This window comes from Flavobacterium aestuarii (assembly GCF_040049115.1).
GTDB classification, from domain to species: Bacteria; Bacteroidota; Bacteroidia; order Flavobacteriales; family Flavobacteriaceae; genus Flavobacterium; species Flavobacterium aestuarii.
This window is the reverse complement of the sequence record NZ_JBDLZZ010000006.1, coordinates 37,862-62,146: the sequence shown is the minus strand read 5'-3', so window position 1 is coordinate 62,146 and position 24,285 is coordinate 37,862. Positions and strand designations below refer to the sequence as shown.

Sequence of the window (24,285 nt, the reverse complement as noted above, 5' to 3'; positions counted from 1 at the left end):
CTACAAAACAACTTTATTGGTTGACCATTTTCCGTTTTTAAGCTGTGTCTTGATAATTAATATCTGCGTTGCTGCATTTAAGCCCGAAATCACAAACTCATTGGTATTGATATTGTTTTTTTCAAACAATTGTTTGTGCCCCGTACTATAAATATATACCCCCAAAATAGAATCTTCTTTGGAGTAAACCGTTACTTCACTGTTGTTTACAGCAACATATACCGTATTTCCTTTTCCGCCATACATTTTTTCATCTGTTATAACTAAGGCTGGAATTGGTTCAGATGTCACTGGCACGGTTACTTCTGGTTCAGTACTGATTGGGGCTGGAATTTCGGGAACAGTCACAACTGGCTCGATTACTTCAGGTTCTTTTACAACTGGCACTGGAATTTCCGGAACATCGGTTACTTCGGGAGCAGTTACTACTGAATCTGGAATTTCTGGAATTATTACCACTGGAGTATCTACCACAGGTTCAGTTACAACTGGCGCGGGGATTTCAGGAACTGAAACTATTGGATCTTTTGTCATTGGTTCAGTTACCGCTGGCTCAGGTGTCTCAGGAACTGCAACTATTGGATCAGTAATCACAGGATCAGTAACCACTGTCACTGGTGCTTCAGGAACTGAAACGACTGGATCGGTATTTACTGGTTCTATTGCATCTGGGGCTGGGGACTCTGGCAATAAAATTTCTTGATCGGTCACCTCGGTCACAAGTTCATCAGGAACACTAGGTGTTACTGGAGTATTGTCTATATATAGTAATACAAAGCGGTCATTAAATCTGCCTTCTGCTGTTGTAAAACTATAAGCCCCATTTTTCAGATTATGAATAGCACCAGTAGTCAGGTCTTTCAGAAAAATATCCTGTGGTGTAGACAGAAAAAGGCCATCCACATGGTCTATGCTAATTTGAAATTCTCCTGCCACAGATGTTCTATAACCTAATGGAACTTCGTCTGTAGTTACAAAGGGCAGCCCTCTGCCTTGGATAGTGAGATTTTTGCCAAGATTAATACTGTAGAAATCCACATATGGATTTGAGTCAATACTGACACCATCAAATAGTTTATCCAAACCATTTGTTGCACCATAAACATAACCAACCAATATCTGCTTAAATGCACCGCCAGCATTTGTCAGATTCAACCATATTCTATTTTTCTCTGTTGCAAAAGCCTTGTCTGAGTGTGCTGGATTTCTAAATGCAGTATAAGCAGATTCTATGCCCCTAGCCTTTAAATCATCAGCTAGAGCATTGCCTTTTATCTCTTTTCCCAATGTAGTTTGTGAAATCAAAAAACCACTAATTAAAAGTAAAATTGTTTTCATAGGGGATAGGTATTAAGTTTATTTTCAGTGTCTGATTGAGTAAAATAAATGAATTCGCTGTTTTATTAAAAACTTACATTTTTTAACTATATCAAATCTAATAAATAAATTTAAAAAAAATAGAAGAAAAGCATATTTAATCGATGAAATACACTTCTATTTTATTATTATAATATTTAGACTACAATAATATAATTACAAACCAGCCCAAAAGGTGTTCATTGATCTATTATCTACCTACAAAATGAACCTTTGGAAAATGTTTTTAAAATATTAAAAAATCAGCTGTTTGAAAGATTACTTATTTTGAAAAAAGTATTTTTGCCTTAATCGAAATTTACTCATAATGAAAGAAGTCTATTCCCTCAAAGAAGCCATTCAAAAAATAGAACATTATTGTGCCTATCAGGAGCGCTGTCATGAAGAAGTGGTTTCTAAATTATGGAGCATGAAACTGAATTCGGCAGAAATAGACGAAGTCATTGTTCATCTTATCCAGGAAAATTTCCTTAATGAGTCACGGTTTGCCTGCAGTTTTGCCCGAGGAAAGCACCGCATCAAACATTGGGGAAAAATCAGGATTACCAATGAACTGAAAATGCGCCATATCAATCAGACCCTGATTAACATTGCGTTAAAAGAAATTTCACCAGAAGAATACTTTGCCACATTTGAAAATCTGGCCGAAAGACAATGGAATTCCATCACGGAAAAAAATATACTTAAAAAGCGGAAAAAATTTTGTGATTATATGCTCCGCCGAGGTTTCGAAAGCAATTTGATTTACGATAAGGTGAAGGAACTAGAAGGGAGTGATCTGTAAACAGTTATAAGTTTTCAGGCAAATAAATATGTTAGACATGTTTTATCCATAACTAAATAGATAACAGTACACTTACCGCATTCCCTCCAAAACCTACAGCATTAACCAAAACCTTGCGAATTTGTTTTCTTGGTTTTTGCGCTTCCGCAAAAGGAACTCCGACGAATTGATTGTGCTGCATCATCAAAATTGCCATTTCAACACTCAAAATCCCTGATGCCCCAAAAGTGTGTCCAATTTTCCACTTATTAGTGGTAAGCATTGGCAAATGTGATCCAAAAACTTTCTGAATAGCTTTATATTCAGTCAAATCACCAGCTTTTGTTCCTGGAGCGTGCATCACGATAGCATCCACTTCGGACAAATCAATATCTAACAAAGCCATTTTCATTGACTTCTGAAAACAAACCGCTTCGGCAGAAATCGAAATATTATGTTCCAAAATTTCGGTAGCATAACCAATTCCTTCGATAAAAGCTAAAGCATTTTCACGTTTACCTATTTCCAGGCAGCAGACTCCTGCACCTTCGCCCAAAATCATTCCGTTCTGAGTTTTTCCTAAATCAAACGCTCTATTGGGGAACTCTTCTTCACTGTTTGAGTAAATTTTCAAAGCCCTCATCTGGCCAATGGTGAAATCGGTTAAAGGCGCTTCACTGCCACCCACCAAAAATTTATGGGCCATTCCTGAACGCAGCCAAGCCACACCATTAAGCATTGCATGCAAAGCGGTAGAACAGGTAATCGAATGTGAAATTTCGGGTCCTGAACTCTGTAAATCATGTGCAATCCAAGAAGAAATATTCCCTAACGTTGTTGTTGGCGAAGCCAAAGTCTGTGCTTTGCCAGTTTCTAAATACTCCCGATAATGTTTCTCGAACAAATCTGTTGCACCTCGAGAAGAACCAATATTAATACCAAAATCATCTCCCGAAATCCAGCCAGCATTTTCTATAGCTTTCCTAGAAGCTGCCATCGCATACAAAACCGATTTATCCAGCGATCTGTATTTAATATCCGATTGTTTTAAGCTTTCAATGATAGCTTTTGAATCTTCATCCAATCGAGCAGCCAGGGTTTGTTTATGATCTAAAAAATGACTCGTAAAGCAGTGTTTGGTATTTTGGTAATTTTCCCAAATTGTCTTCGGGTCATTGCCTAGTGGAGAAATAGATGCTATAGCGGTTATGGAGATTGTTTGTGACAAGACTATTTTTTTTGAGTACGAATTTTACAAATTAACACAAATTCAGATTTCTTAAACTCCATGAATCAAAAAATAATTCGTGTTAATTCGTGTTGATTTTATTTCGATGCAAATTTAAACTATTTCCAATGCCTTTTCAACCACATCATACACTTTTTGCAATTGCGCATCGGTAATTACATAAGGAGGCAAAATGTAAACAATATTCCCAACAGGACGAAGGATTATACCATTTGCAATAAAAAAATCATAAAGTCTATTGCGTAATGTTCCATAATAACTCGCCGAGGTTTCTGTTTTTATTTCCAATGCAAAAATAACACCCAGCACTCTTGTCGTTGTAACCATCGGGTGATTTTCAATTCTTTTTTGAAAAACCAAATGACTATTGTTGATTCGGATTAAATTCTGCTGCATTTCCTCCTTTTCCAATAAATCCAAACTCGCCAGAGCAGCAGCGCAGCCTGTAGGATTCGCAGTAAAAGTATGTCCGTGAAATAACGCTTTATTGATATCTTCATCATAAAAAGCATCAAAAAGATCTTGAGTAAAAGTCGTAATTGCCATCGGGATTGTCCCTCCAGTCAATGCTTTGGATAGACACATCATATCAGGTTTTTCACTTAGGTAATCGCAAGCAAATCGTTTTCCAGTCTTTCCGAAACCTGTCATTACTTCATCGGCAATAGTGAGAATATTATTTATCTTGCAGATTTTGATTAATTCGTCCAATGCTTCAGATTCATACATCACCATTCCAGCCGCTCCCTGCACCAAAGGCTCAAATATGAATCCAGCGCAATTATTATTTTTTATGGCTTCTCTTAAAGCATCAAAACTTTCCTGCTCCCGGCCTTTCACCGGAACCGGAATCCGAACCACGTCAATAAACATCCCTTGAAATGCCTGAGTATAAAATGAAATCCCGCTGGCCGCCATCGCTGCAAAAGTGTCACCATGAAAGGCATTTTCAAAAGCAATAATTGTTGTCCTCTTTTGGCCTTTATTATAAAAATTCTGCAAAGCAACTTTGATAGCCACTTCAACCGATGTCGAACCATTATCCGAAAAAAACACTTTCTTTTGATTATCTGGCAAAATAGCCAAAAGTTTTTCGGCCAAAACAATGGCAGGCTCATGTGTAAATCCTCCAAACAAAACATGTTCAAGCGTGGTGAGCTGTTTGTAAATAGCATCAGCAATAAACTTATTGGAATGTCCATAAGGATTGACCCACCAAGAAGCTATAGCATCTACATACTCTTTATTGTTTTCGTCCCAAAGCAAAGCACCTTCACCTTTGGTTATTGCTATTGGAAGCGCCGCTGTTTTATGCTGTGTATAAGGATGCCAAAGATGTTGGCTATCTCTTTCAATTAAAGTCATTTGATAATAGAATATAGAAAATAGAGCATAGAAAAAAGATTATACACTGTATTTTTTTGACAAAGATAGGAAAGTCTATTCTCTTTATTCTATTTTCTATTTTCTCATAAATTCAGAAGTTCCTCTCGAAACCTCTCTGCATACTCCTTGATAACATTTTTGTCAAAATAAGGTTCCTGTTCAATTCGGCCGATGCATTTAAGACCTGTTTTATTCAAAATAATAGATTCCGTGGACTGATTTTCATCACCCGAAAAAATAATTCCTCCAATCGCTATTTTACGATTAAGCAATGATTCGACTGTAAGCAAAGTGTGATTGATACTTCCCAGATAATGTCTCGAAACCAATATCACTTTATAATCAGGCTGAATCAAATCTATAACACATTCAGTATCATTCAACGGAACAAAAACACCTCCAGCACCTTCTATAACAAGATGATTTTGGGTTTTCGGTTCTTTTATTTGTTTCAAATCGATTGTAACACCATCAATTTCAGCCGCAAGATGAGGGCTTGCTGGCGTGTTTAATGCGTAGGCATTTGCATGAAATTTTGATTTGGCATTAGAAACATAAGATTTAACCTTATGACTATCCGAATTGTCTAAATCACCTGCTTGTATTGGTTTCCAGTAGTCAGCTTCGAGAGCTTCGACAATAATAGCTGAGGCAACGGTCTTGCCTACATCGGTAGATATTCCTGTGATAAATAGTTTCATTTATTCTTTTATTTCGCAAATATTCCCAAATGTCTTCCATAAATTCTATTTCACAAAGTTACTCAACAACGTCAATACTTGTGTCATTTCTTCCTTGCTATTATAACTATGCAGACAAAACCGCAGCCGTTCCTGACCCTCAGCAACAGTCGGTGAAAGTATCGCTTTGACATCGAATCCATTTTCCTGAAGAGAATTTGCTATAGCTTTTACTTTTTCATTACCTGGAATAATAACACTCTGGATAGCCGATTTGCTTCTGATAAAAAGCGGATTTAAAGAAAGCATCCTTTTCACCTGATTAAAAAATATGATATTCTCCCGGAGCAATCCAAGTGTATTTTTATCTTTTTCCAAATGTTGGTATCCAACCAAAATAGTGGCTACCGAATGTGGAGAAAGTCCTGTAGTATAAATAAAACTTCGGGCAAAATTAACGAGATACGATTTTAATTTTTCCGAACCCAAAACAACAGCTCCATGACAACCCAAACCCTTGCCAAAAGTCATTATTCGGGCAAATATCTTATCCTGCAATTGCAAATGCTGAATCAGCCCCTCTCCTTTGTCTCCAAAAACTCCCAAAGCATGGGCTTCATCAACAACCAGATAAGCATTGAACTTTTCCGAAACAGTTATCAGTTCCTCCATATTAGGGCAATCGCCATCCATCGAAAAAACCGATTCGGTTGCGATATAAATAGTGGTCTTTGAATCCTGTTTTAGGAGCATTCGCTCCAAATCCTCAAAATCATTGTGCTTAAACTTATACGATTTTGCATTGCTCATTTGAATTCCATCACGAATAGAAGCATGGCACAATTCGTCATACAAAATCAGATCTCCCTTCTGGGGTACTGAGCTAAAAAAACCAACATTCGCATCATAACCCGAATTGAACAACAATGCCGATTCCGATTGATGAAATTGAGCTATATAACTTTCAGTTTCGGAATACAAAGCGTGATTACCAGAAATCAGCCGAGAACCGGTCGCACCATTGCTTTTTATATTATTATCCAATAAAAACTGATGAGTTTCATTGAAAATCACTTCCGATTTTGAAAAACCAATATAATCATTCGAAGAAAAATCAATTAAATCTTTAGGTACCGGAAGTACCCTAAGTGATTTATGCTGCTTTCTTATTTCGAGTTTGTCTGAAAGGCTTTGGGGAAAATTCATAAAACAAAGTTATAAAACCAATTGTATTTTTATTACAAAGCCAAGCAAGTTTTCAAAAAAACCTGTTAGGCCAGTTTGTATTATTCACCCATCTCTTCGGCCTTCTTCTTTTTCTCTGCAGCTCTTTTGGCCGCTTTTGCTTTTCCAATCGGAAGACCTGCAGTTATGTACAAAGAACGGTTAAACTGGTTAAGACTGTCCTCACCCTTTAAAAGCGGAACCAGACCATGATAATATTGCAAACCAAGGTTCATACCGTATTTCCCAGTTTTTAACCGATAACCTAAACCAAATGCCAAACCAGCATCAATAACATGAATTCTATCTCGTATATTATGTTTATATTCTAAATCGTCACCATTGTATCCTTGCGTGAATACATCATTGGCAGTAGACAGCAATCCCAATTGTGTACCCGCCTTGACATAAATATTATTATCAAATTTATATTTGATCATCAATGGCACATTGAAATAGTTAATTTTCCTGCTGACTGAGCCATCAGCAAAAGCCGCATCCAATTTAGCATCATTTAAACTATAAACCGGCAATTCATCGGCACCCATTGTTGACTTTACAATAACGCCTGTGTTGAAAATCCAGGAAGGGTTCTTCAAATTAAAATCAAAATAAAAACCTAAGTTAAAATCACTCCGATAATCAGCTCCAGTTTGATTTGTTATTGTCGAGAAATTGGCACCGCCCTCCAGACCAAATTCAATGTTGGGAGAATTTAATTTATCGCCAAAAATCAGTGACATTAAAACTTGAGAGTGTGCATTATGAAAACCAAAACATAATACAAGCAAGAACAGAATCTTTTTCATCGGTTACATTTGACAATTTTCATAATTATTTTTTAGAAGCAGCAAGATGGGGCATTTTAGCCATTATGATTTCCTGCTCTCCACTCTATCTTTTTCTTTTTAAAGGAAAAAGAAAAAGGATGCCGCTTCGATCAGGGCTAAAGATAAATATTTGGCTTTTGCGGGCATTTACAATTCAAGTGAAAGTCAGTTTAAAGACCAAAACGATATTGAAAACTAGTCATAACTTGTGTGCGTGTTCCCAAAAATCCGCATTCAGCACGTAACATAAAATGTCTGTTAAACTGGTATTGGCTACCCACAATAAAATTCCACATGTTTTTTTGCGCTTTTTCAAGCGAATACTGCACTGTTGACGCTTCAACAGTACTCAGTGCACCATCAATACCATTTAAAAGATTTCCTGCACTACCCAAAGCCTTATTAGCCGTTTCGTATTTTGCTTTATTGGACGGCTTAGCCTGATCAGCATTTGACAGTCCATTCCACCAAGCATCAACTTGCGATTGTTTTTGATCTACTTTGGCGAGTGCTCCATCTACTCTCGCCTGCGCTCCACTAGTATCTATCAAATCATCCAATGATAATGATCCATTGGTATCACTTTTAATATGCACTCTGAATGCCCCAGCCCAAAAAGCAATGTTGGTCTCAGGCTTATTAAACTTGAAAGTTTTTCCCAATCTAGGTCCAAATACAAAACTCATCGCAGGTTTCTCCAAGGCTGGTATATCTGTCCAGGCAACGTTCATATCAAGTGCCAGCCAGCCACCACCAACACCAATTGTAGGGGTTAATCCCAATCCAAATGTAGTGCCTTCAAAATTGGCTTTAGTTTTAAATGGCAAAATTTGCTCCCAATTATTATCAGCATCTGGAGCCCAAATTCCAGCATCAATCGACGTAGCCATTTTGGTTTTCCCCAAAATACCATACACATTCAAAAATGGAAACAGCCAGATATCAGGCCTCACATTGAGTGCATAACCAGATGCCTCTGCGTTATTAAAACGTACAATCTGATCCAAATTAACCATCGGGCCATTATTAAATCCTACTTCTAAATTCTGTATCGTCAATTCCGATTCCTGCCAGAAATAATTCACAGACATACCAGCTGAATAAGGTAATTGATATCCTTTTTTGGTAGCCTTATCTCCCCAGATAGGCAATGAATAAGGATAGTCCGCAACTTTAAGACTATCACGAAGTTCGATGTTTTTTTTTCCCACAACCTTATTAGTGTAAACTTGGGAATAACTAACGCTTAAGGTTAATAAAAACAGTAATAGTAAAGATTTATTATTTTTCATTTTCTAAAATTTGATATATCATGTACGCTTAAACTCACAAGGTAAAGTTAAAAAAAATCCCTCAAACATTCCAATTTCTTGCATTTAATTGATTTCATATCCACTAAATTAAATTGCAGCTTTTACTTAAAATTAAAAAAACTGTGTTGCTTTTCTAAATAACATTCAATCAAAAAAAATGCCCAACTTTCGTCAGGCATTTCTGTTTTGAATCCAAATTATCTTAGTCTGCTAAAACAATTACTTTATTATCTTTTAACTCAAGAGTACCAGAGTTAATTTCCAAAGTGTAATTATTATCACTCACTTTTATAAACAAACTTACTGTTTCTTCGTTTATTTCAAATTGCTGAGCTGTAGTAATATTAATTGTCCCTTTTTGCAGCAGTGAAACTATTGGCGCGTGGTTATTCAGCATTTGAAAACGGCCATCTACTCCAGGTACAGAGATAGAAGTGATTTCGCCTGAAAATAATTTCGCTTCTGGTGATACTATTTCTAAAATCATATTTTTTTAGTTAGTAGTTGATGGTTGATGGCTGGTGGTTGTTTTTAACAACTGACAACTGACAACTGACAACCAATTAAGCTTCTGCCAACATTTTTTCTCCAGCCTCGATAGCATCTTCGATAGTCCCTTTAAGGTTGAAAGCTGATTCTGGCAAGTGATCTAATTCACCGTCAATAATCATATTAAATCCTTTGATAGTATCTTTGATATCTACTAAAACTCCTTTTAACCCTGTAAATTGCTCAGCAACGTGGAAAGGCTGAGACAAGAAACGCTGAACACGTCTTGCTCTGGCAACGGCTAATTTATCATCTTCTGACAATTCCTCCATACCAAGGATAGCAATGATATCTTGTAATTGTTTGTATTTTTGAAGAATTTCTTTTACTCTTTGAGCGCAGTTATAATGATCATCACCAATAATATGCGGTGCTAAGATTCTTGAAGTAGAGTCCAATGGATCCACAGCAGGATAAATACCTAACTCAGCAATTTTACGAGACAATACAGTAGTAGCATCAAGGTGGGCAAACGTTGTTGCTGGCGCCGGGTCAGTTAAGTCATCCGCAGGCACATAAACCGCTTGTACAGATGTAATAGATCCTTTGTTTGTAGATGTAATACGCTCTTGCATCGCACCCATCTCAGTTGCCAATGTTGGCTGATAACCTACCGCAGATGGCATACGCCCTAAAAGAGCCGATACCTCAGAACCTGCCTGAGTAAAACGGAAGATATTGTCAACGAAGAACAATACATCTTTACCTTGATCAGATCCAGCTCCATCACGGAAATACTCAGCGATAGATAATCCAGAAAGTGCCACACGAGCACGAGCTCCTGGAGGCTCATTCATTTGTCCGAAAACGAAAGTAGCTTTAGACTCTCTCATTCCTTGCAAATCAACTTTGGATAAATCCCATCCTCCATTTTCCATAGAGTGCATGAAATCCTCACCGTATTTTATAATTCCTGACTCCAACATCTCACGAAGCAAGTCATTTCCTTCACGTGTTCTTTCACCTACTCCTGCGAATACTGAAAGTCCTCCGTGACCTTTTGCGATATTGTTAATCAACTCCTGAATCAATACTGTTTTACCTACTCCAGCACCACCAAACAATCCAATTTTACCTCCTTTTGCATAAGGTTCAATCAAATCGATTACTTTAATACCCGTAAATAAAACTTCAGAAGATGTAGATAAATCTTCGAATTTTGGCGCTTGCTTGTGAATTGGAGTTCCGTTCTCACCTGTTTTAGGCAATTCTGGCAAACCATCAATTGCATCACCGATTACGTTAAACAAACGTCCATAAACATCTGCTCCGATTGGCATTTGGATAGGATTTCCTGTTCCAACTACTTCATAACCTCTGCTCAAACCATCTGTTGAGTCCATCGAAATGGTACGAACTGTGTTTTCACCGATGTGGGATTGTACTTCTAGAACTAATAATGTTCCGTCTTTTTTAGTGATTTCTAATGAATCATAAATTTTTGGAAGTTCAACTTCTCCGTTGAAAACTACATCGACTACTGGTCCAATGATTTGGGCAACTTTTCCTATTACTTTTGACATTGCTTATGTATTTATTAAATAGCTATTTAGGTTTATGAAATACAGACCATCGAAACTCATCGAATGGATACTTTTTTCAGAGTGCAAAGATAATTTTTTAAAATATAAAATCAATATTTTTTTTTACAAAAAAAGCTAAAATTTTATGAGATTGATTATTAAGCGGTTTCAAACTATCAAATCCCCCCATTTAGTCTTAAAAATCAAAAAACCACCTCGTTATATACGGGTGGTTTCAAGCATCAATTAAAACTGGGCTTTATTTTATTGCTGCAGGAAAAAGCGTTTGATACTGAGCTAAATCAACAGTTCTCAAAGTTGATCCATACTTTGCATTGATGGCATTTATAAAAAGATTGGAAATATAAGCATATCCCCTAGGTGTAGGATGAACTCCATCCAGCGAAAAAGCACCTCCTGCTACATAAGAAGCCGTCATTTGGTAATTTCCAAAACGAACTCCTGTTGTTGAAGTCAATTGAGCCAAAGCTGATTTAGTATCAACAAATGCCAATCCTTTTGCTACGGCAATTGAGCTTATAGTCTGATTATAAGCATCAGTAGCCACTTTAACTTCCTCAACTTCGGACGCGATTAAAACATGTTTGTCTAAAAAAGGAAAAGTAACACCAAATTTATCAAGCGGCTCGGGATACCCAGTTGGCCCCGCTATAGCATCTTTGGAAGTTAATAATATCAAGTCTGCTTTTGTAGCTTGTCTTGCCTGCCCAAAGACCTGCCCATACACTGCTGCTTTAGCAGCGCCCAACATAGGGGTAAAAGCCGCGGTTAACTGAGCTGACAGGTTTGGCAATTTTTCATCTGATATCAATAATGGGTTTGGAACATCAACTGCTCCAGGCGTGGTGGCAGTAACTGCCAATAAATTAATTCTGTCTCCCGCATTAAAACCTGTTAACACTTGCTTTAATGGCCCATATAATTTAGCATTTAAATCAGCAATAGCCGCATTACCAGCCTCGACATTCCCTTTGCCTAGTGTCTTAGCAGAAAGAGGATTAAATGGTACTGTTGTGAAAAAAGGCAAATTTGTAATATAAGGCAAATTTGCAACAGCCCCCTTAGCTCCTTTTTCTGTTAATTTAGTCACCAATACATCATAGACATTGGCAAAGACATTAGGATCTGTAATATCATTTGAGCCATAAGAAGATGGATCCATATTTCCCGTCTGATTTATCCCAACACCTCCAGAGGTAGCAAAGCCCAAAACATCATTTCCTCCAATAAATAGAGAAAAGAAAGTTGGCGATTGCATCAAGGCATCTGTCAAAACCGTAGTATTTGCAGAAGTTGCAAAGCGGGCATAATACGGATTAGATTTCCCCAAAGCTATTCCAGCAACTGCTCCATAACCAGGCGCAAGCAAGTGATAACTTTTAGCACCAGGAATCCCTAAATTACTGAATGACCCAGTTAAATGATTGGCAACATCCGTAGTTGGTGTTCCTGGCATCGAAGCAATTTTGGGTGTTTTATCGGCATTAAAACCTAATATAACTTTTCTGGTATCAGCAATTATTACATTTCCACCCAACAGCAAACCTCCAAGGTTGTCTGCCATATATGGAGTGGTTACAGCTACACCGCCAGCAGCCATAAATTGCTGCCCCAAAATATTTACATATGAAGTTTCCTGACCCGCTTTAAAAAGCGCACCATCGCTATAACCCGCAGCAAAGGAATCTCCTAATGCCACATATTTTGCAAATGAAGCCGAACCAGAAGTCACAGGAACTTCTGCAGGCGCAGAATCATCATCGTTATTATTACATGCTACAAAGCTTAAAGAAACCAACAGCAGCCATTTGAAATTATTTATCATACTATATCTTTTAAGTTTTTGACTTGTCTTTTTTAATTTAAGGATTAATCGTCAATGAAGCAAACCATTGCTGACCAATTGCACCTGAACCAATTACCTGAATATAATCTTTACCGCCAATGTTAGTACCGCCTACTTTGAAAAGCAGTTTATATTGTGGAATTGCATAATTTACCTGTGCATCAAAAACAGTTGCTGATTCGATCATACCATCTCCAAAAGAAGATTGCCACAAATACTCGGAATTCCATCTGACATTGGTATTGAAACCAAAATTTTTAAACAGCCTTGTATTCCCTAAAGATGCTTTTACCCTGTGTTTTGGAGTATTAAAACCGGTTACAAATGCAGGATCTTCCGATTGATCAAAATCTAGTTGCGAATAATTATAATTCACCCCAACTTCAAAATCCTTGTAAACTTTCTTAGAAATTCCAGCACCAAAACCCAGCGAAGCAACATCGGCAGAAGTGTTGCTATATACTTGATAAATTCTTCTATCACCTCTAGCCAGCGCATATACAGAATTTAATTGATCTGCTGGATTGAATGCTGCATTTACATTTCCATAATAAACTCCTGCTACCCTTGAAGCACTTAAAAAATGATTGTATTTATTGTAATATCCATTAATATCTATAGAAAAATCATTGTTAATTATGGTTCTATAGCCTACTTCAAAAGCTTTCACTTCTTCGGGACGAACCAACTGGATATTTGCAGCTTTCAATAAAGCAATAGCAGCTGCCGTTTCAGTTGGATTTGTTGCCGCAGCATATGCAGCACCAAACTCCTGAACAGAAGCTAAAGTATAAGATTGATTGTAAGCATCATCACCATCCATTACAACTGTACTGCCCGCACCCGCTGCTTGACCCGCAGTACTCACCTTTAAAGTCTCAGAAAAACGAACTAAATTTTCCGGAGCGGAACCAATTAAGGCAAAAGGCCCCAAGTCTAACCCGATATACTGATCCTGAGTAGTTGGATTTCTAAAACCGGTTTGATATGATGCTCTAAAATTATGAGTTTTCTGAGCTCCAGCAGAATATACTACAGAAACTCTTGGCGATATATTTCCGTCAAAATTCTGGCTTTTATCATAACGGATGGAAGCAACTAATTTTAAACGATCCTCCAATAAAAGTTTTGAACCTTGAGTGTAAATTCCATATTCATTGTAACGGATTGGCCCATCATAATCGGTAAAAATAGACCCGCTTGAATTCATTTCATACTGACGTGCTGATCCACCAACTTGAATTTCTGCAAATTTGATTAATTCTTTAAAATTATAGTTTACATCAGAATTATATATTTTTGACTGATCAGTAAATTTAGCACCCTGAGTCAAATCAGGATTACTTTTTACACTATTTAATGCTGATACAAATTCTGGGCTGCCTGGCTCAAAACGAGCTCCCCTTGGCGCTGAAGGATTATTTGGATCAGTATTAGGCACCAAATTTAATCCAGGCGAAACATTGGTATCTGCAAAAGTTCTTGCATAGTTAGCAGCTTCGTTTGCATTAAGCCCCAATGCTGCTGACGATAATTGAAATGCTGTTCCATAATCTGTAAACCAGTTTGTATCTGATTTCGCCAGTCTTTGTACATTCCAGCCAGCAAAACGCATATCATAAGAATTTCCAGCATCTTCATTAGAACGATAAGCTCTTGCAAAAAAGTTTTTCCCTTTTACCTCGATTTTAGTCTGGCTCATAAAAAAATCATTCAAAGCATATCTATTAGCTCCTTGATAAATTGTATTTCCTAAACCTAGTTTATATTGAAGAATAATCTCTGTATCATTTGCCCACGGCTTAAAATGCATGGAGAAATCAGCTTTTACACTATTTACTTTATTATCGTTTAAGTCTTTTTCGCGGTATCCTGTCCTGCTGACCTGCCCAACATTATTGATAAAAAAGGTAACTTCATCACCATATGAATTCAAACCATCATAATTTTGATTGTTCCCATGACCGATAGAACCACCAGTAACACTTCGTCGATCATCAGCGATCCACTCAGTAGCTTTCATATAATTAAAATTAGCTTTAACGGCAAAATGTTTACTAAAAGCGGTAGCCGCCCTGATTCCCATATCAAAATAATCATTAGTACCGGCAACATCTTGAGAAGTCTGACCATATTTTACGTACGAACTGATTCCCTGATAAACAAATGGACTTTTACTGTTCATGAATAAAATTCCATTGAAGGCATTAGCACCGTACAAAGCAGAAGAAGCACCTGGCAGAAGCTCTACACTCGCCACATCTATATCAGATAGGCCAATCAAATTCCCCAATACAAAATTAAGTGCAGGTGATGAATTATCCATCCCATCTACTAATTGCATAAAACGGGTATTACCAACTGTAGCAAAACCTCTAGTATTAACAGTTTTGAATGAGATACTGCTCGTATTGAACTGCACTTCTTTTAAATTCTCTAATCCATCATAGAATGAGGGTGCAGTTGTAGTTTTTATCTGCTGAAGCCCCATTCTTTCAATAGCAACTGGCGACTGCAGAACCTTTTCCGGTGCTCTTGAAGCCGAGACAACAATTTCATTTAATTTAGTTTCTTCAGCATTTAATTTTATCGCAATTTTCTGGCTTAATGATCCTACATCAACACTGGAAGAGCTATACCCTACAGCAGTTATTTCAAGAGAAAATGGAGGTGTCAGTGTTGTTACTAAAACAAAAGATCCGTCATAATCCGTAATTGTCCCTTCCTTTACTCCCGCCACATTAATATTGGCTCCTGGTACAGGCTGATTTTTTTCATCTGTAACAACTCCTTTGATAGAATTTTGGGCAAAAGATATACTACAAAAGAACAATGCTAAAAAAAATAAATACAATCTCATAATTGGCTAAGTTTTCTTGATTAAGTACGCCAAATTACATATATTTTTTAATTATCAATAAAAAAAATAAAAAATTTTATTGTTATTACCAACAAAAAGGCAATATGTATAACAATATTGTATTTATGTAAATTACATAATTATTAATAAAATAATAAATTATTCGTATAAATTATTATGCATACATAATAATTTAATAGTTATATTAAATTTATGATAAAATTTACAACGTTTTCGTAAAACATAAAAACATAAAAAAAGCGAGAATAAATCTCGCTTATAAATTTATATTATATGTTTTTTTTCCTGTTACTCGACAGTTACTGACTTAGCCAAGTTTCGAGGCTGATCAACATTGCAGCCTCTTAAAACAGCAATATGGTATGATAAAAGCTGTAATGGTATTGTTGTAATAAGTGGCGATAAAGCGTCAGATGTTTCAGGTATTTCGATAACATAATCAGCTAATTCACGTACTTGCGTATCTCCTTTAGTCACGACAGCGATAATTTTACCGCTTCGCGATTTAATTTCTTGAATATTGCTAACAATTTTATCATAATGCCCCTGTTTTGGCGCAATTACAATAACAGGCATCAATTCATCAATTAATGCAATTGGACCATGTTTCATCTCTGCAGCAGGATATCCTTCGGCGTGTATATATGAAATCTCTTTAAGCTTTAAGGCTCCTTCGAGCGCTACAGGAAAATTATACCCACGTCCCAAGTACAAGCAATTTGGTGCATCTTTAAAAACCCCAGCAATTTCCAATGCCTTCGGATTCGTTTCCAACGCTTCTTTAACTTTTTCTGGAATGATTTCCAATTCCTGAAGATAAGTATGAAAATCAGATTGATTCAGAGTTCCTTTAGCCTTTGCTAAACGCAAAGCCAGCATTGTCAACACAGTAATCTGAGTAGTGAAAGCTTTTGTCGAAGCTACGCCGATTTCGGGACCAGCATGTGTATAAGCACCAGCATGAGATTCTCTAGAAATAGAAGAACCCACAACATTGCAGACACCAAAAACGAATGCTCCGTGATCTTTAGCTAATTTAATAGCAGCCATTGTATCAGCTGTTTCACCTGATTGTGATATCGCAATTACAACATCTTTACTATTAATAATTGGGTTTCTGTATCTAAATTCAGAAGCATATTCCACTTCAACAGGGATTCTGGCAAACTCTTCAATAACATATTCTGCTACTAACCCAGCATGCCAAGAAGTACCGCAAGCAACGATTATAATTCGGTCCGCATTAAGAAACTTTTCAATATTATCTTCAACACCTGCAAGCTGAACAATACCTTCATTAGCATGCAATCTTCCGCGATACGTATCTTTAATTACACTTGGCTGTTCGTAAATTTCTTTGAGCATGAAATGATCATAACCCCCTTTTTCAATCTGCTCCAAGTTCATTTGCAGTTCCTGAATATAAGGATCAACAATAGAGTCGTCCTTAATTTTTCGAACTTTCATTGTTTTATGTAATCTGATATTTGCCATTTCACCATCTTCGAGATACACTGCATTTGAAGTGTATTCAATAAATGGAGATGCATCAGAAGCAATAAAATACTCTCCTTCCCCTATTCCAATTGCCAAAGGACTCCCAAGCCTTGCCGCAACAATTTCATCAGGATTTTTTTTATCAAAAACAGCAATTGCATAAGCCCCTACTACTTGATTTAAAGCTACCTGAACTGCCTTGCCTAATTTCAATTTCTCCTTTTTCTGAACATCTTCTATAAGATTAATCAAAACCTCCGAATCAGTATCAGAAATAAAATTATAACCTCTTTTTATAAGCTCTACTTTTAAAGGTGCATAATTTTCGATAATTCCGTTATGGATTATAACTAAATCCCCTGAATTAGAAACATGCGGATGTGAATTTACATCATTTGGAACTCCATGTGTAGCCCAGCGTGTATGGCCAATACCAATAGAGCCATTTAGAGTAATTTCATTTTGAGCTTTAGTTTCAAGATCTGAAACTTTGCCCTTAGTTTTTGACAGTTTCAAAGACTCACCATCATACAGCATCACACCTGCACTGTCATATCCGCGGTACTCTAATCGCTTAAGTCCTTTTATTATAATAGGGTAAGCTTCTCTATGACCAATATATCCAACAATTCCACACATAGTTTATCTTAATTAGTTTTAGTATAATAGATTTCGAATTTTAATTTCTTTGCTTTGTCAATTTCTTCGACATTATTACCATACACAATAGCTCCTAACGGATTCATAACAGAAGCCATAGGCACTTTTAGAGGAATTCCGTTTTCATCTTTTAGCCAATAGAAAACATTTGACCTATTTATATCTTCTGTAACTACTAATCCAAGATTGACATTTTTAGAAGTTTTATTTTTAACAAGACTTCTAATGTGCTCCGTTATTCTAAATTTATAATAAGAACCCTTATAAGTTTCTGTGGCTGGCTTATAAACTATACCTCCAAAAACAAATTTATTATTTTTAGAATTAGACGCTACTGATATATCATTAGTATAATCTGCTAAAACTTTATTATTATCAAAATCATACAGATAAATTCTTTGAGGCACATAATTTCCCATCAAATCACTATTTAAATAAAAAGTTAATTCTGCCTGATTAATAAGACATTCGTTAGCTCTTAGATAATCCAACTTGTCAGGCACTTCATTTGGAGTACCGTTTACACCATTATCTCCAAATTTATCTTCTCCAAACAGCTTTACTATAGCCATTGAACCCTCTCCTCCTTTGAGGTATAAATCAGCATCTCCTTTTTCTTTATCTATATTAGCAGGATTCGTCGCATTTGTGTACTTAACATTCGGATTGCTTTGCGTTAATAAATTTACAGTATTAACTGTCGTTCCTGTAGTTCCAGTTAAATTCAATACAAATTTCTTTTCCTCTGTTGCTTCAGCAGTTTCTGTATAGGTAATTGTTATTGTTCCTTTTTTAAAATCAATCATTGCCAGATTTCCAGAACCATCGTTAGATTCTATATCAAAAAATAATCCTCTAAAATAGTTCTTAAAAGCAATATTATCAACCAAAGAACCAGCTGGCGCATTGAATATTTTTGCTTTAAAAAAAGCAGTATCCAAATTTAATTGCATGGCAGGTGCTGACCTTGTGATCGTTTCTTTACCGTCAACAGTTGTAGTTACTGAATTTTCAGCTGGGTTAAAAAAGAATGCAGTGTTTTCAGAAGGATTCGTACTATTATTCAAAGCCTGTCCAATTATATTTCCTTTAAAATCAACATACTGGTCACTAAAATATTTTTGTGGCTGAGTCAACTGATCTTCAGGATCCAAATCTCTCATAAAATAATTGGACTCATAAACACTGAGTTTCATTGTTGCCTTATCTGGACCATAAATTGAATCCAAAACATAAGTGCTGACCCCCGTTGAAGCATCTGTGGCAGTCTTAGTAGAAAAATAAGGAATTGACAACACAACACTTTTTATTTTTGGCTCTTTTGGCAATGTCTGATTAACAGACGCCATTACCAATTGCGTAACAAAAGTTGCTGTAGTCGTTCCAAAAGATGGATTATTATAGACTCCTAAAGCATTTACATTCAAATTGTTTGACTGAACAGGACCAATTTTTTGATTATATGCAACAACCGGAAATTCATCTTTTATTATACCAAAAGAATTATTACCAATAATTTCTTCACCAACAACACTAAATTCTTTGTCACAGGAATTAAAAAGAACAATAAATAAAAGAAATGGGATTATTTTAAAAACAGAATTTTTAAGCATACTTATTCGTAAAAGATTGATTTATAACAACATATTTTGATAGAATTCCGTATAAGCTACCGCAAATTCATCCTTAAATTTCAAAGGTAAAAAAGGTTTGTTTGAAGATTCTATAAATTTTGTTAAACTTGAAGAAAGGCTGTCTGAAGCAATGATAACAGCATCAGAATTGCGGACAGTGGTTTTCATAATATTCTCATAATTTGGCACTTCAAGCTCAGCAATAGCTTCATCAGGAATGCCATCAAAACGCACTTTATTAATCATTTCAGGATCCAATGTACCATCAAAAGACTGGCTATATACAGATGTAACTATCTTAGTATCCGAGAATAAAGCTTCGTTTTTATAAAAATGCTTCATGTATACAGGGAGCATTGCTGCCATCCAGCCATGAACATGAATTATATCTGGAACCCAGTTTAATTTTTTAACAGTTTCAACTACACCTTTGGCAAAAAAGATAGCTCGTTCATCATTATCAGCATACATTACTCCTTCTTCATCAGCAAATGTGGCTTTTCTCTTAAAATACTCTTCATTATCGATAAAATAAACTTGAATTCTTTCTTTTGGAATCGAAGCAACTTTAATAATTAGAGGCATATCCAAATCATTCACCACCAAATTCATTCCCGAAAGCCTGATTACCTCATGTAATTGATGTCTTCTCTCGTTAATATTTCCATATCTAGGCATAAAAATTCTAATTTGCCCTCCTTGATCATTAATCATTTTTGGTACGTCATAAGACATTAATGAAACCTCATTTTCAGCTAGATAAGGTACAACTTCAGATGATACATACAATATCCTCTTCTCTTTCATAATATAAATTGATTAATTATTGGCAATAAAAACCATGCAAAATTACAAAAATTTATGCAGTTATAGACTAAAATATTAAGTTTGCAACTAATTTAAACAAAACAGCCATGGAAATTTTCGATGGAAAAACAGCTTTAATGAATTATTTGAATTCAGTAAAGACCACAAATTCTTCAATTGGATTTGTCCCAACCATGGGTGCATTGCATGAAGGCCATCAATCGCTAATGAGACAATCCGTTCAGGAAAATGACATTACGGTTGTCAGCATATTTGTGAATCCTACACAATTTAATAATGCTGAAGATCTAGAAAAATACCCTCGCACATTAGATCAGGATGTGATCAGAATCTCTCAGATTGACCCAAATATAATTGTCTTTGCACCAACTGTAGATGATATGTATGAGGGAAAAACTTTGTCGCAATCATTTGATTTTGACGGATTAGAAAATAAAATGGAGGGCAAATTCAGGCCAGGCCATTTTGATGGAGTTGGAACAATTGTAAAGCTTTTATTTGAAATCGTAAAGCCTACACGTGCCTATTTTGGCGAAAAAGATTTCCAGCAGGTACAGATTGTAAAGAAAATGGTTAAAAAAAATCATTTGCCTGTAATTATAGTTATGTGCCCTATTTTGAGAGAAACCAACAACTTAGCTATGAGTTCTCGAAATGAACGCTTAACTTTGCAGCAGAGAAAAGAGGCTGGAATTATTTATAAAATATTAATAAATGCCAAGAACAAATTTATAAATCATAGCGCCCAGGAAACATCACAATGGGTTAAAAACGAGTTTACTAAAAATAAAGAATTCACTTTAGAGTACTTTGAAATTGCGGATGAAAACACTCTTTCGACCTGTATCAGAAAAAACAAAAACAAAAAATATAGAGCGTTTATTGCGGTATTTATCAATAATGTCCGTTTAATAGATACTATTTCTTTAAATTAAAATACCATGCAAATTCAAGTTGTTAAATCAAAAATTCATCGAGTAAAAGTCACAGGAGCCGACTTAAATTACATCGGGAGCATTACTATAGACGAAGCATTATTAGAAGCATCAAATATAATCGAGGGCGAAAAAGTATCAATCGTAAACATTAACAATGGAGAGCGTTTTGATACCTATGCTATTGTTGGAGAGAAAAATTCAGGAATAATTACCTTGAATGGCCCCGCAGCACGAAAAGTCCAAAAGGACGATATCATTATAATCATATCGTATGCAACATTAGACTTTGAGGAAGCAAAAACTTTCAAGCCATGGATTGTTTTTCCTAACGAAGAAGATAATTCCTTGACATAATAGACTGTCTATTTCATCGTTCTTCATACAATAAATAATTGTTTTATATTGCTGCTCTATTTACATAAATAAACAACCCCAAATTATATGAAACATTCATTAATAGCATTTCTTGTATTCTTTTCTATTTCCGGTTTTGCGCAGGTAAATACAGTGAGTTTTAACTCTGAAAAACTAAATGAGAAAAGAGAACTCTATGTCTCATTGCCTGCTTCATATGAAAAAAACACAGCAAAACACTACCCTTTGCTAATTATATTAGACGGTGATTATTTGACAAATCCTTTTACAGGAGCTTTGAATTATGGTTCTCATTGGGACGAACTCCCCGAAGTTATTGTAGTGGGAATCAGTCAAAACAAAAATAATCAAAGAGATTTAGATTGCGGAGTAGACCATATTACCGGAATGCCTGAGAAAAAAAGTGTAGCCTTTTTTGATTTTATTTCACTAGAGCTTATTCCAATGATTCAAAAAGAGTATAGAACTACTAATTTTAAAATCATAGCTGGCCACGGTATTACAGCATCTTATTTGAATTTCTTTTTATATCAAGAAAAACCGCTCTTCAATGCTTATATTTCGCTAAGTCCTGAATTGCCTGCTGAAATGGAAGATAAACTTCCAGAAATAATTGCCTCGTCTCAATTATCATCATTTTATTATCTATCCGTTTCCGAAGGAGATGAACCCAAAATGCAGCAAAGAATTAAAAAGCTTGATGAAAATTTTAATGCAAATAAAAGTCCAGAACTGAACTATAAATTTGAATATTTTCCTGAAACCTCTCATTATTCGATGGTTTTAAACTCAATTCCTACGGCATTGTATCAAATTTTCTCAGTTATACAGCCTATATCAGTACACGAGTATAACACAAAAATAGTTACTCTTAAAGAAGGCTATGTCGATTATCTGAAGAAGAAATACGATATTATAGAAAATTCATTCGGTATAAAAAACCCAATCAGAATCAATGATTTCAAAGCTATTGAAGCTGCAATTCTGGAAAACAAAGACTATAACGAGCTCGATGCTCTGGCTATTCTTGCAGACAAAAGTTATCCGAAAAGCATGCTAGGCGATTATGAACTTGCCATAATGTTCGAAAAGAAAGGCGACAATCCCAGAGCTGTACGTTATTATATGTCAGGATTTAACAAAGAAGAAATCGCTGATCTTACCAAAGATATGATGTTTGCCAAAGCCGAAGAATTGAAAAAGACTTTTGCTAAAAAACCTAAAATTAAAGGTAAAGTTGGACAGGATACATCAACAGAAGTGCAAGCAGATGCTCCAGCCTCTGAAACTCCTGCAACAGAAATTCCTGCCGAAGAACAAAAACAATAATAATGGCCAAAGTAAAAACAACCTTTTTTTGCCAGAATTGCGGTGCTCAATATGCTAAATGGCAAGGCCAGTGCAATTCCTGTAAAGAATGGAACACTATTGCTGAGGAAATTATTCAAAAACAGGAAAAATCAGCTTGGAAAAGCGAATCTTCCATAACTGGCAAAACACCAAAACCTTTGCTGATTAATGAAATTGACAGCGCAGAAGAAATCCGTTTAAACACTACCGACAATGAACTCAACAGGGTTTTGGGCGGAGGAATAGTACCTGGTTCTCTAATTCTTTTGGGAGGTGAGCCAGGCATCGGAAAAAGCACGCTGTTGTTACAGATTTCATTAAAACTGCCCTATAAAACGTTGTATGTTTCGGGAGAAGAAAGCCAGAAACAGATTAAGATGCGTGCCGAACGCATAACTCCAAACGGGGACAATTGCTACATTCTTACCGAAACCAAAACTCAGAATATCTTCAAGCAGATTGAAGCCATTCAGCCCGAAATTGTCATAATTGATTCCATCCAGACCTTACATACTGATTATATCGAATCTACAGCCGGAAGCATTTCGCAAATACGCGAAACCACGGCTGAACTAATAAAATTCGCAAAGGAAACTAACATTCCGGTAATTTTAATTGGCCACATCACAAAAGACGGAACTATTGCAGGACCAAAAATTCTGGAACACATGGTCGATACAGTGCTCCAATTTGAAGGCGACCGAAATCATGTTTACCGAATTCTGCGCTCGCTGAAAAACCGTTTTGGTTCAACTGCCGAAATTGGAATTTATGAAATGCTGGGAAGCGGCTTGCGCGAAGTTTCGAATCCTTCCGAAATATTGATTTCGCACAAAGACGAAGAATTATCGGGTACAGCCATCGCCACGACCCTCGAAGGCATGCGCCCGCTCATGATTGAAATACAGTCACTGGTAAGCACCGCAGTTTACGGAACACCACAGCGAAGCACCACAGGATATAATGCCAAAAGACTCAACATGATTTTGGCCGTTTTAGAAAAAAGAGCCGGTTTCAGGCTTGGTGCCAAAGATGTTTTTCTTAACGTAACAGGAGGAATTTCGGTAGACGATCCCGCCATCGATTTGGCCGTTGTCGCCGCCATTTTATCTTCCAATGAAGATATTCCTGTCGAAAAAGGTGTTTGCTTTGCAGGCGAGGTTGGCCTTTCTGGAGAAATAAGGCCTGTGAACCGTGTCGATCAGCGCATTCAGGAAGCAGAAAAACTAGGCTTTTCAACTATTTTTGTATCCAAATACAATAAAATAGCGCTAAAAAACACGAGTATTAAAATTCAATTAGTTGCAAAAATTGAAGATATAGCCAGCCAATTATTTGGGTAATTATCATTATTTTAAAAA

Annotated in this window: 19 protein-coding genes; 5 read left to right on the top strand and 14 right to left on the bottom strand. The window is 36.2% G+C overall.

What is annotated here, in order from left to right:
• A complete protein-coding gene (locus ABEG11_RS08160; protein ID WP_348823677.1) occupies window positions 1-1,338 on the bottom strand; it encodes a DUF8693 domain-containing protein in 1,338 nt (445 codons plus the stop codon).
• Between the two features lie 346 nt (window positions 1,339-1,684).
• Between ABEG11_RS08160 and ABEG11_RS08155 the strand changes: the two genes are divergently transcribed.
• Window positions 1,685-2,161: a regulatory protein RecX gene (locus tag ABEG11_RS08155; RefSeq protein ID WP_348823676.1), complete on the top strand. Its 477-nt coding sequence runs from the start codon at window positions 1,685-1,687 to the stop codon at window positions 2,159-2,161.
• Window positions 2,162-2,213: 52 nt separating this feature from the next.
• Here the strand turns inward: ABEG11_RS08155 and ABEG11_RS08150 are convergent, their stop codons facing one another.
• The 13 genes from ABEG11_RS08150 to ABEG11_RS08090 all read right to left on the bottom strand — a co-directional run bounded on the left by ABEG11_RS08150 (window position 2,214) and on the right by ABEG11_RS08090 (window position 20,240).
• Complete coding sequence (locus ABEG11_RS08150; protein WP_348823675.1) at window positions 2,214-3,368, bottom strand: beta-ketoacyl synthase N-terminal-like domain-containing protein; 1,155 nt, start codon at window positions 3,366-3,368, stop codon at window positions 2,214-2,216.
• 114 nt (window positions 3,369-3,482) lie between these two features.
• Window positions 3,483-4,754 (bottom strand): adenosylmethionine--8-amino-7-oxononanoate transaminase, encoded by a 1,272-nt coding sequence (bioA, locus tag ABEG11_RS08145; RefSeq protein ID WP_348823674.1) that lies wholly within the window; start codon window positions 4,752-4,754, stop codon window positions 3,483-3,485.
• 104 nt (window positions 4,755-4,858) lie between these two features.
• Window positions 4,859-5,476 carry a dethiobiotin synthase gene (gene bioD, locus ABEG11_RS08140; protein WP_348823673.1) on the bottom strand — a complete coding sequence of 206 codons (618 nt, stop codon included), beginning with the start codon at window positions 5,474-5,476 and terminating at the stop codon, window positions 4,859-4,861.
• 45 nt (window positions 5,477-5,521) lie between these two features.
• Window positions 5,522-6,661 (bottom strand): aminotransferase class I/II-fold pyridoxal phosphate-dependent enzyme, encoded by a 1,140-nt coding sequence (locus ABEG11_RS08135; RefSeq protein WP_348823672.1) that lies wholly within the window; start codon window positions 6,659-6,661, stop codon window positions 5,522-5,524.
• 80 nt (window positions 6,662-6,741) lie between these two features.
• Entirely contained in the window at window positions 6,742-7,488 is a 747-nt protein-coding gene (locus tag ABEG11_RS08130) for a porin family protein (RefSeq protein WP_348823671.1), read from the bottom strand.
• A 191-nt stretch (window positions 7,489-7,679) separates the two neighbouring features.
• Window positions 7,680-8,801, bottom strand: a complete 1,122-nt coding sequence (locus tag ABEG11_RS08125) for a hypothetical protein (RefSeq protein ID WP_348823670.1) — start codon at window positions 8,799-8,801, stop codon at window positions 7,680-7,682.
• 223 nt (window positions 8,802-9,024) lie between these two features.
• The gene (locus tag ABEG11_RS08120) at window positions 9,025-9,309 is read right to left on the bottom strand and encodes a F0F1 ATP synthase subunit delta/epsilon (RefSeq protein ID WP_348823669.1); all 285 of its coding nucleotides are present in this window, start codon (window positions 9,307-9,309) and stop codon (window positions 9,025-9,027) included.
• Between the two features lie 76 nt (window positions 9,310-9,385).
• Window positions 9,386-10,894, bottom strand: coding sequence for a F0F1 ATP synthase subunit beta (gene atpD / locus ABEG11_RS08115; RefSeq protein ID WP_348823668.1), 1,509 nt, complete (start codon window positions 10,892-10,894; stop codon window positions 9,386-9,388).
• Window positions 10,895-11,153: 259 nt separating this feature from the next.
• Window positions 11,154-12,740, bottom strand: a complete 1,587-nt coding sequence (locus ABEG11_RS08110) for an SGNH/GDSL hydrolase family protein (protein WP_348823667.1) — start codon at window positions 12,738-12,740, stop codon at window positions 11,154-11,156.
• 37 nt (window positions 12,741-12,777) lie between these two features.
• Complete coding sequence (locus ABEG11_RS08105; protein WP_348823666.1) at window positions 12,778-15,621, bottom strand: TonB-dependent receptor; 2,844 nt, start codon at window positions 15,619-15,621, stop codon at window positions 12,778-12,780.
• Window positions 15,622-15,930: 309 nt separating this feature from the next.
• On the bottom strand, window positions 15,931-17,778 hold the full coding sequence (glmS, locus tag ABEG11_RS08100) for a glutamine--fructose-6-phosphate transaminase (isomerizing) (protein ID WP_348823665.1): 1,848 nt from the start codon (window positions 17,776-17,778) through the stop codon (window positions 15,931-15,933).
• Between the two features lie 8 nt (window positions 17,779-17,786).
• A complete protein-coding gene (bamH, locus tag ABEG11_RS08095; protein ID WP_348823664.1) occupies window positions 17,787-19,412 on the bottom strand; it encodes a BamH family beta-barrel-assembly machinery protein in 1,626 nt (541 codons plus the stop codon).
• Window positions 19,413-19,433: 21 nt separating this feature from the next.
• A complete protein-coding gene (locus ABEG11_RS08090; RefSeq protein ID WP_348823663.1) occupies window positions 19,434-20,240 on the bottom strand; it encodes a glycogen/starch synthase in 807 nt (268 codons plus the stop codon).
• A gap of 107 nt (window positions 20,241-20,347) precedes the next feature.
• Between ABEG11_RS08090 and panC the strand changes: the two genes are divergently transcribed.
• The 4 genes from panC to radA all read left to right on the top strand — a co-directional run bounded on the left by panC (window position 20,348) and on the right by radA (window position 24,267).
• Window positions 20,348-21,196 carry a pantoate--beta-alanine ligase gene (panC, locus tag ABEG11_RS08085; protein WP_348823662.1) on the top strand — a complete coding sequence of 283 codons (849 nt, stop codon included), beginning with the start codon at window positions 20,348-20,350 and terminating at the stop codon, window positions 21,194-21,196.
• Window positions 21,197-21,202: 6 nt separating this feature from the next.
• Window positions 21,203-21,553: an aspartate 1-decarboxylase gene (gene panD, locus ABEG11_RS08080; protein WP_348823661.1), complete on the top strand. Its 351-nt coding sequence runs from the start codon at window positions 21,203-21,205 to the stop codon at window positions 21,551-21,553.
• A gap of 87 nt (window positions 21,554-21,640) precedes the next feature.
• Complete coding sequence (locus ABEG11_RS08075) at window positions 21,641-22,903, top strand: alpha/beta hydrolase (protein ID WP_348823660.1); 1,263 nt, start codon at window positions 21,641-21,643, stop codon at window positions 22,901-22,903.
• Window positions 22,904-22,905: 2 nt separating this feature from the next.
• Window positions 22,906-24,267 (top strand): DNA repair protein RadA, encoded by a 1,362-nt coding sequence (gene radA / locus ABEG11_RS08070; protein WP_348823659.1) that lies wholly within the window; start codon window positions 22,906-22,908, stop codon window positions 24,265-24,267.
• The last annotated feature ends 18 nt before the right edge of the window (window positions 24,268-24,285 follow it).

Excerpts from the sequence above, each read along its gene's own strand:
- ABEG11_RS08105 (WP_348823666.1), bottom strand. The coding sequence starts at position 15,621 with ATGAGATTGTATTTATTTTTTTTAGCATTGTTCTTTTGTAGTATATCT.
- radA (WP_348823659.1), top strand. The coding sequence starts at position 22,906 with ATGGCCAAAGTAAAAACAACCTTTTTTTGCCAGAATTGCGGTGCTCAA.
- ABEG11_RS08075 (WP_348823660.1), top strand. The coding sequence starts at position 21,641 with ATGAAACATTCATTAATAGCATTTCTTGTATTCTTTTCTATTTCCGGT.
- panC (WP_348823662.1), top strand. The coding sequence starts at position 20,348 with ATGGAAATTTTCGATGGAAAAACAGCTTTAATGAATTATTTGAATTCA.
- ABEG11_RS08110 (WP_348823667.1), bottom strand. The coding sequence starts at position 12,740 with ATGATAAATAATTTCAAATGGCTGCTGTTGGTTTCTTTAAGCTTTGTA.
- ABEG11_RS08160 (WP_348823677.1), bottom strand. The coding sequence starts at position 1,338 with ATGAAAACAATTTTACTTTTAATTAGTGGTTTTTTGATTTCACAAACT.
- bioA (WP_348823674.1), bottom strand. The coding sequence starts at position 4,754 with ATGACTTTAATTGAAAGAGATAGCCAACATCTTTGGCATCCTTATACA.
- bamH (WP_348823664.1), bottom strand. The coding sequence starts at position 19,412 with ATGCTTAAAAATTCTGTTTTTAAAATAATCCCATTTCTTTTATTTATT.
- ABEG11_RS08090 (WP_348823663.1), bottom strand. The coding sequence starts at position 20,240 with ATGAAAGAGAAGAGGATATTGTATGTATCATCTGAAGTTGTACCTTAT.
- ABEG11_RS08130 (WP_348823671.1), bottom strand. The coding sequence starts at position 7,488 with ATGAAAAAGATTCTGTTCTTGCTTGTATTATGTTTTGGTTTTCATAAT.
- bioD (WP_348823673.1), bottom strand. The coding sequence starts at position 5,476 with ATGAAACTATTTATCACAGGAATATCTACCGATGTAGGCAAGACCGTT.
- ABEG11_RS08125 (WP_348823670.1), bottom strand. The coding sequence starts at position 8,801 with ATGAAAAATAATAAATCTTTACTATTACTGTTTTTATTAACCTTAAGC.
- ABEG11_RS08155 (WP_348823676.1), top strand. The coding sequence starts at position 1,685 with ATGAAAGAAGTCTATTCCCTCAAAGAAGCCATTCAAAAAATAGAACAT.
- ABEG11_RS08120 (WP_348823669.1), bottom strand. The coding sequence starts at position 9,309 with ATGATTTTAGAAATAGTATCACCAGAAGCGAAATTATTTTCAGGCGAA.
- glmS (WP_348823665.1), bottom strand. The coding sequence starts at position 17,778 with ATGTGTGGAATTGTTGGATATATTGGTCATAGAGAAGCTTACCCTATT.
- atpD (WP_348823668.1), bottom strand. The coding sequence starts at position 10,894 with ATGTCAAAAGTAATAGGAAAAGTTGCCCAAATCATTGGACCAGTAGTC.
- panD (WP_348823661.1), top strand. The coding sequence starts at position 21,203 with ATGCAAATTCAAGTTGTTAAATCAAAAATTCATCGAGTAAAAGTCACA.
- ABEG11_RS08135 (WP_348823672.1), bottom strand. The coding sequence starts at position 6,661 with ATGAATTTTCCCCAAAGCCTTTCAGACAAACTCGAAATAAGAAAGCAG.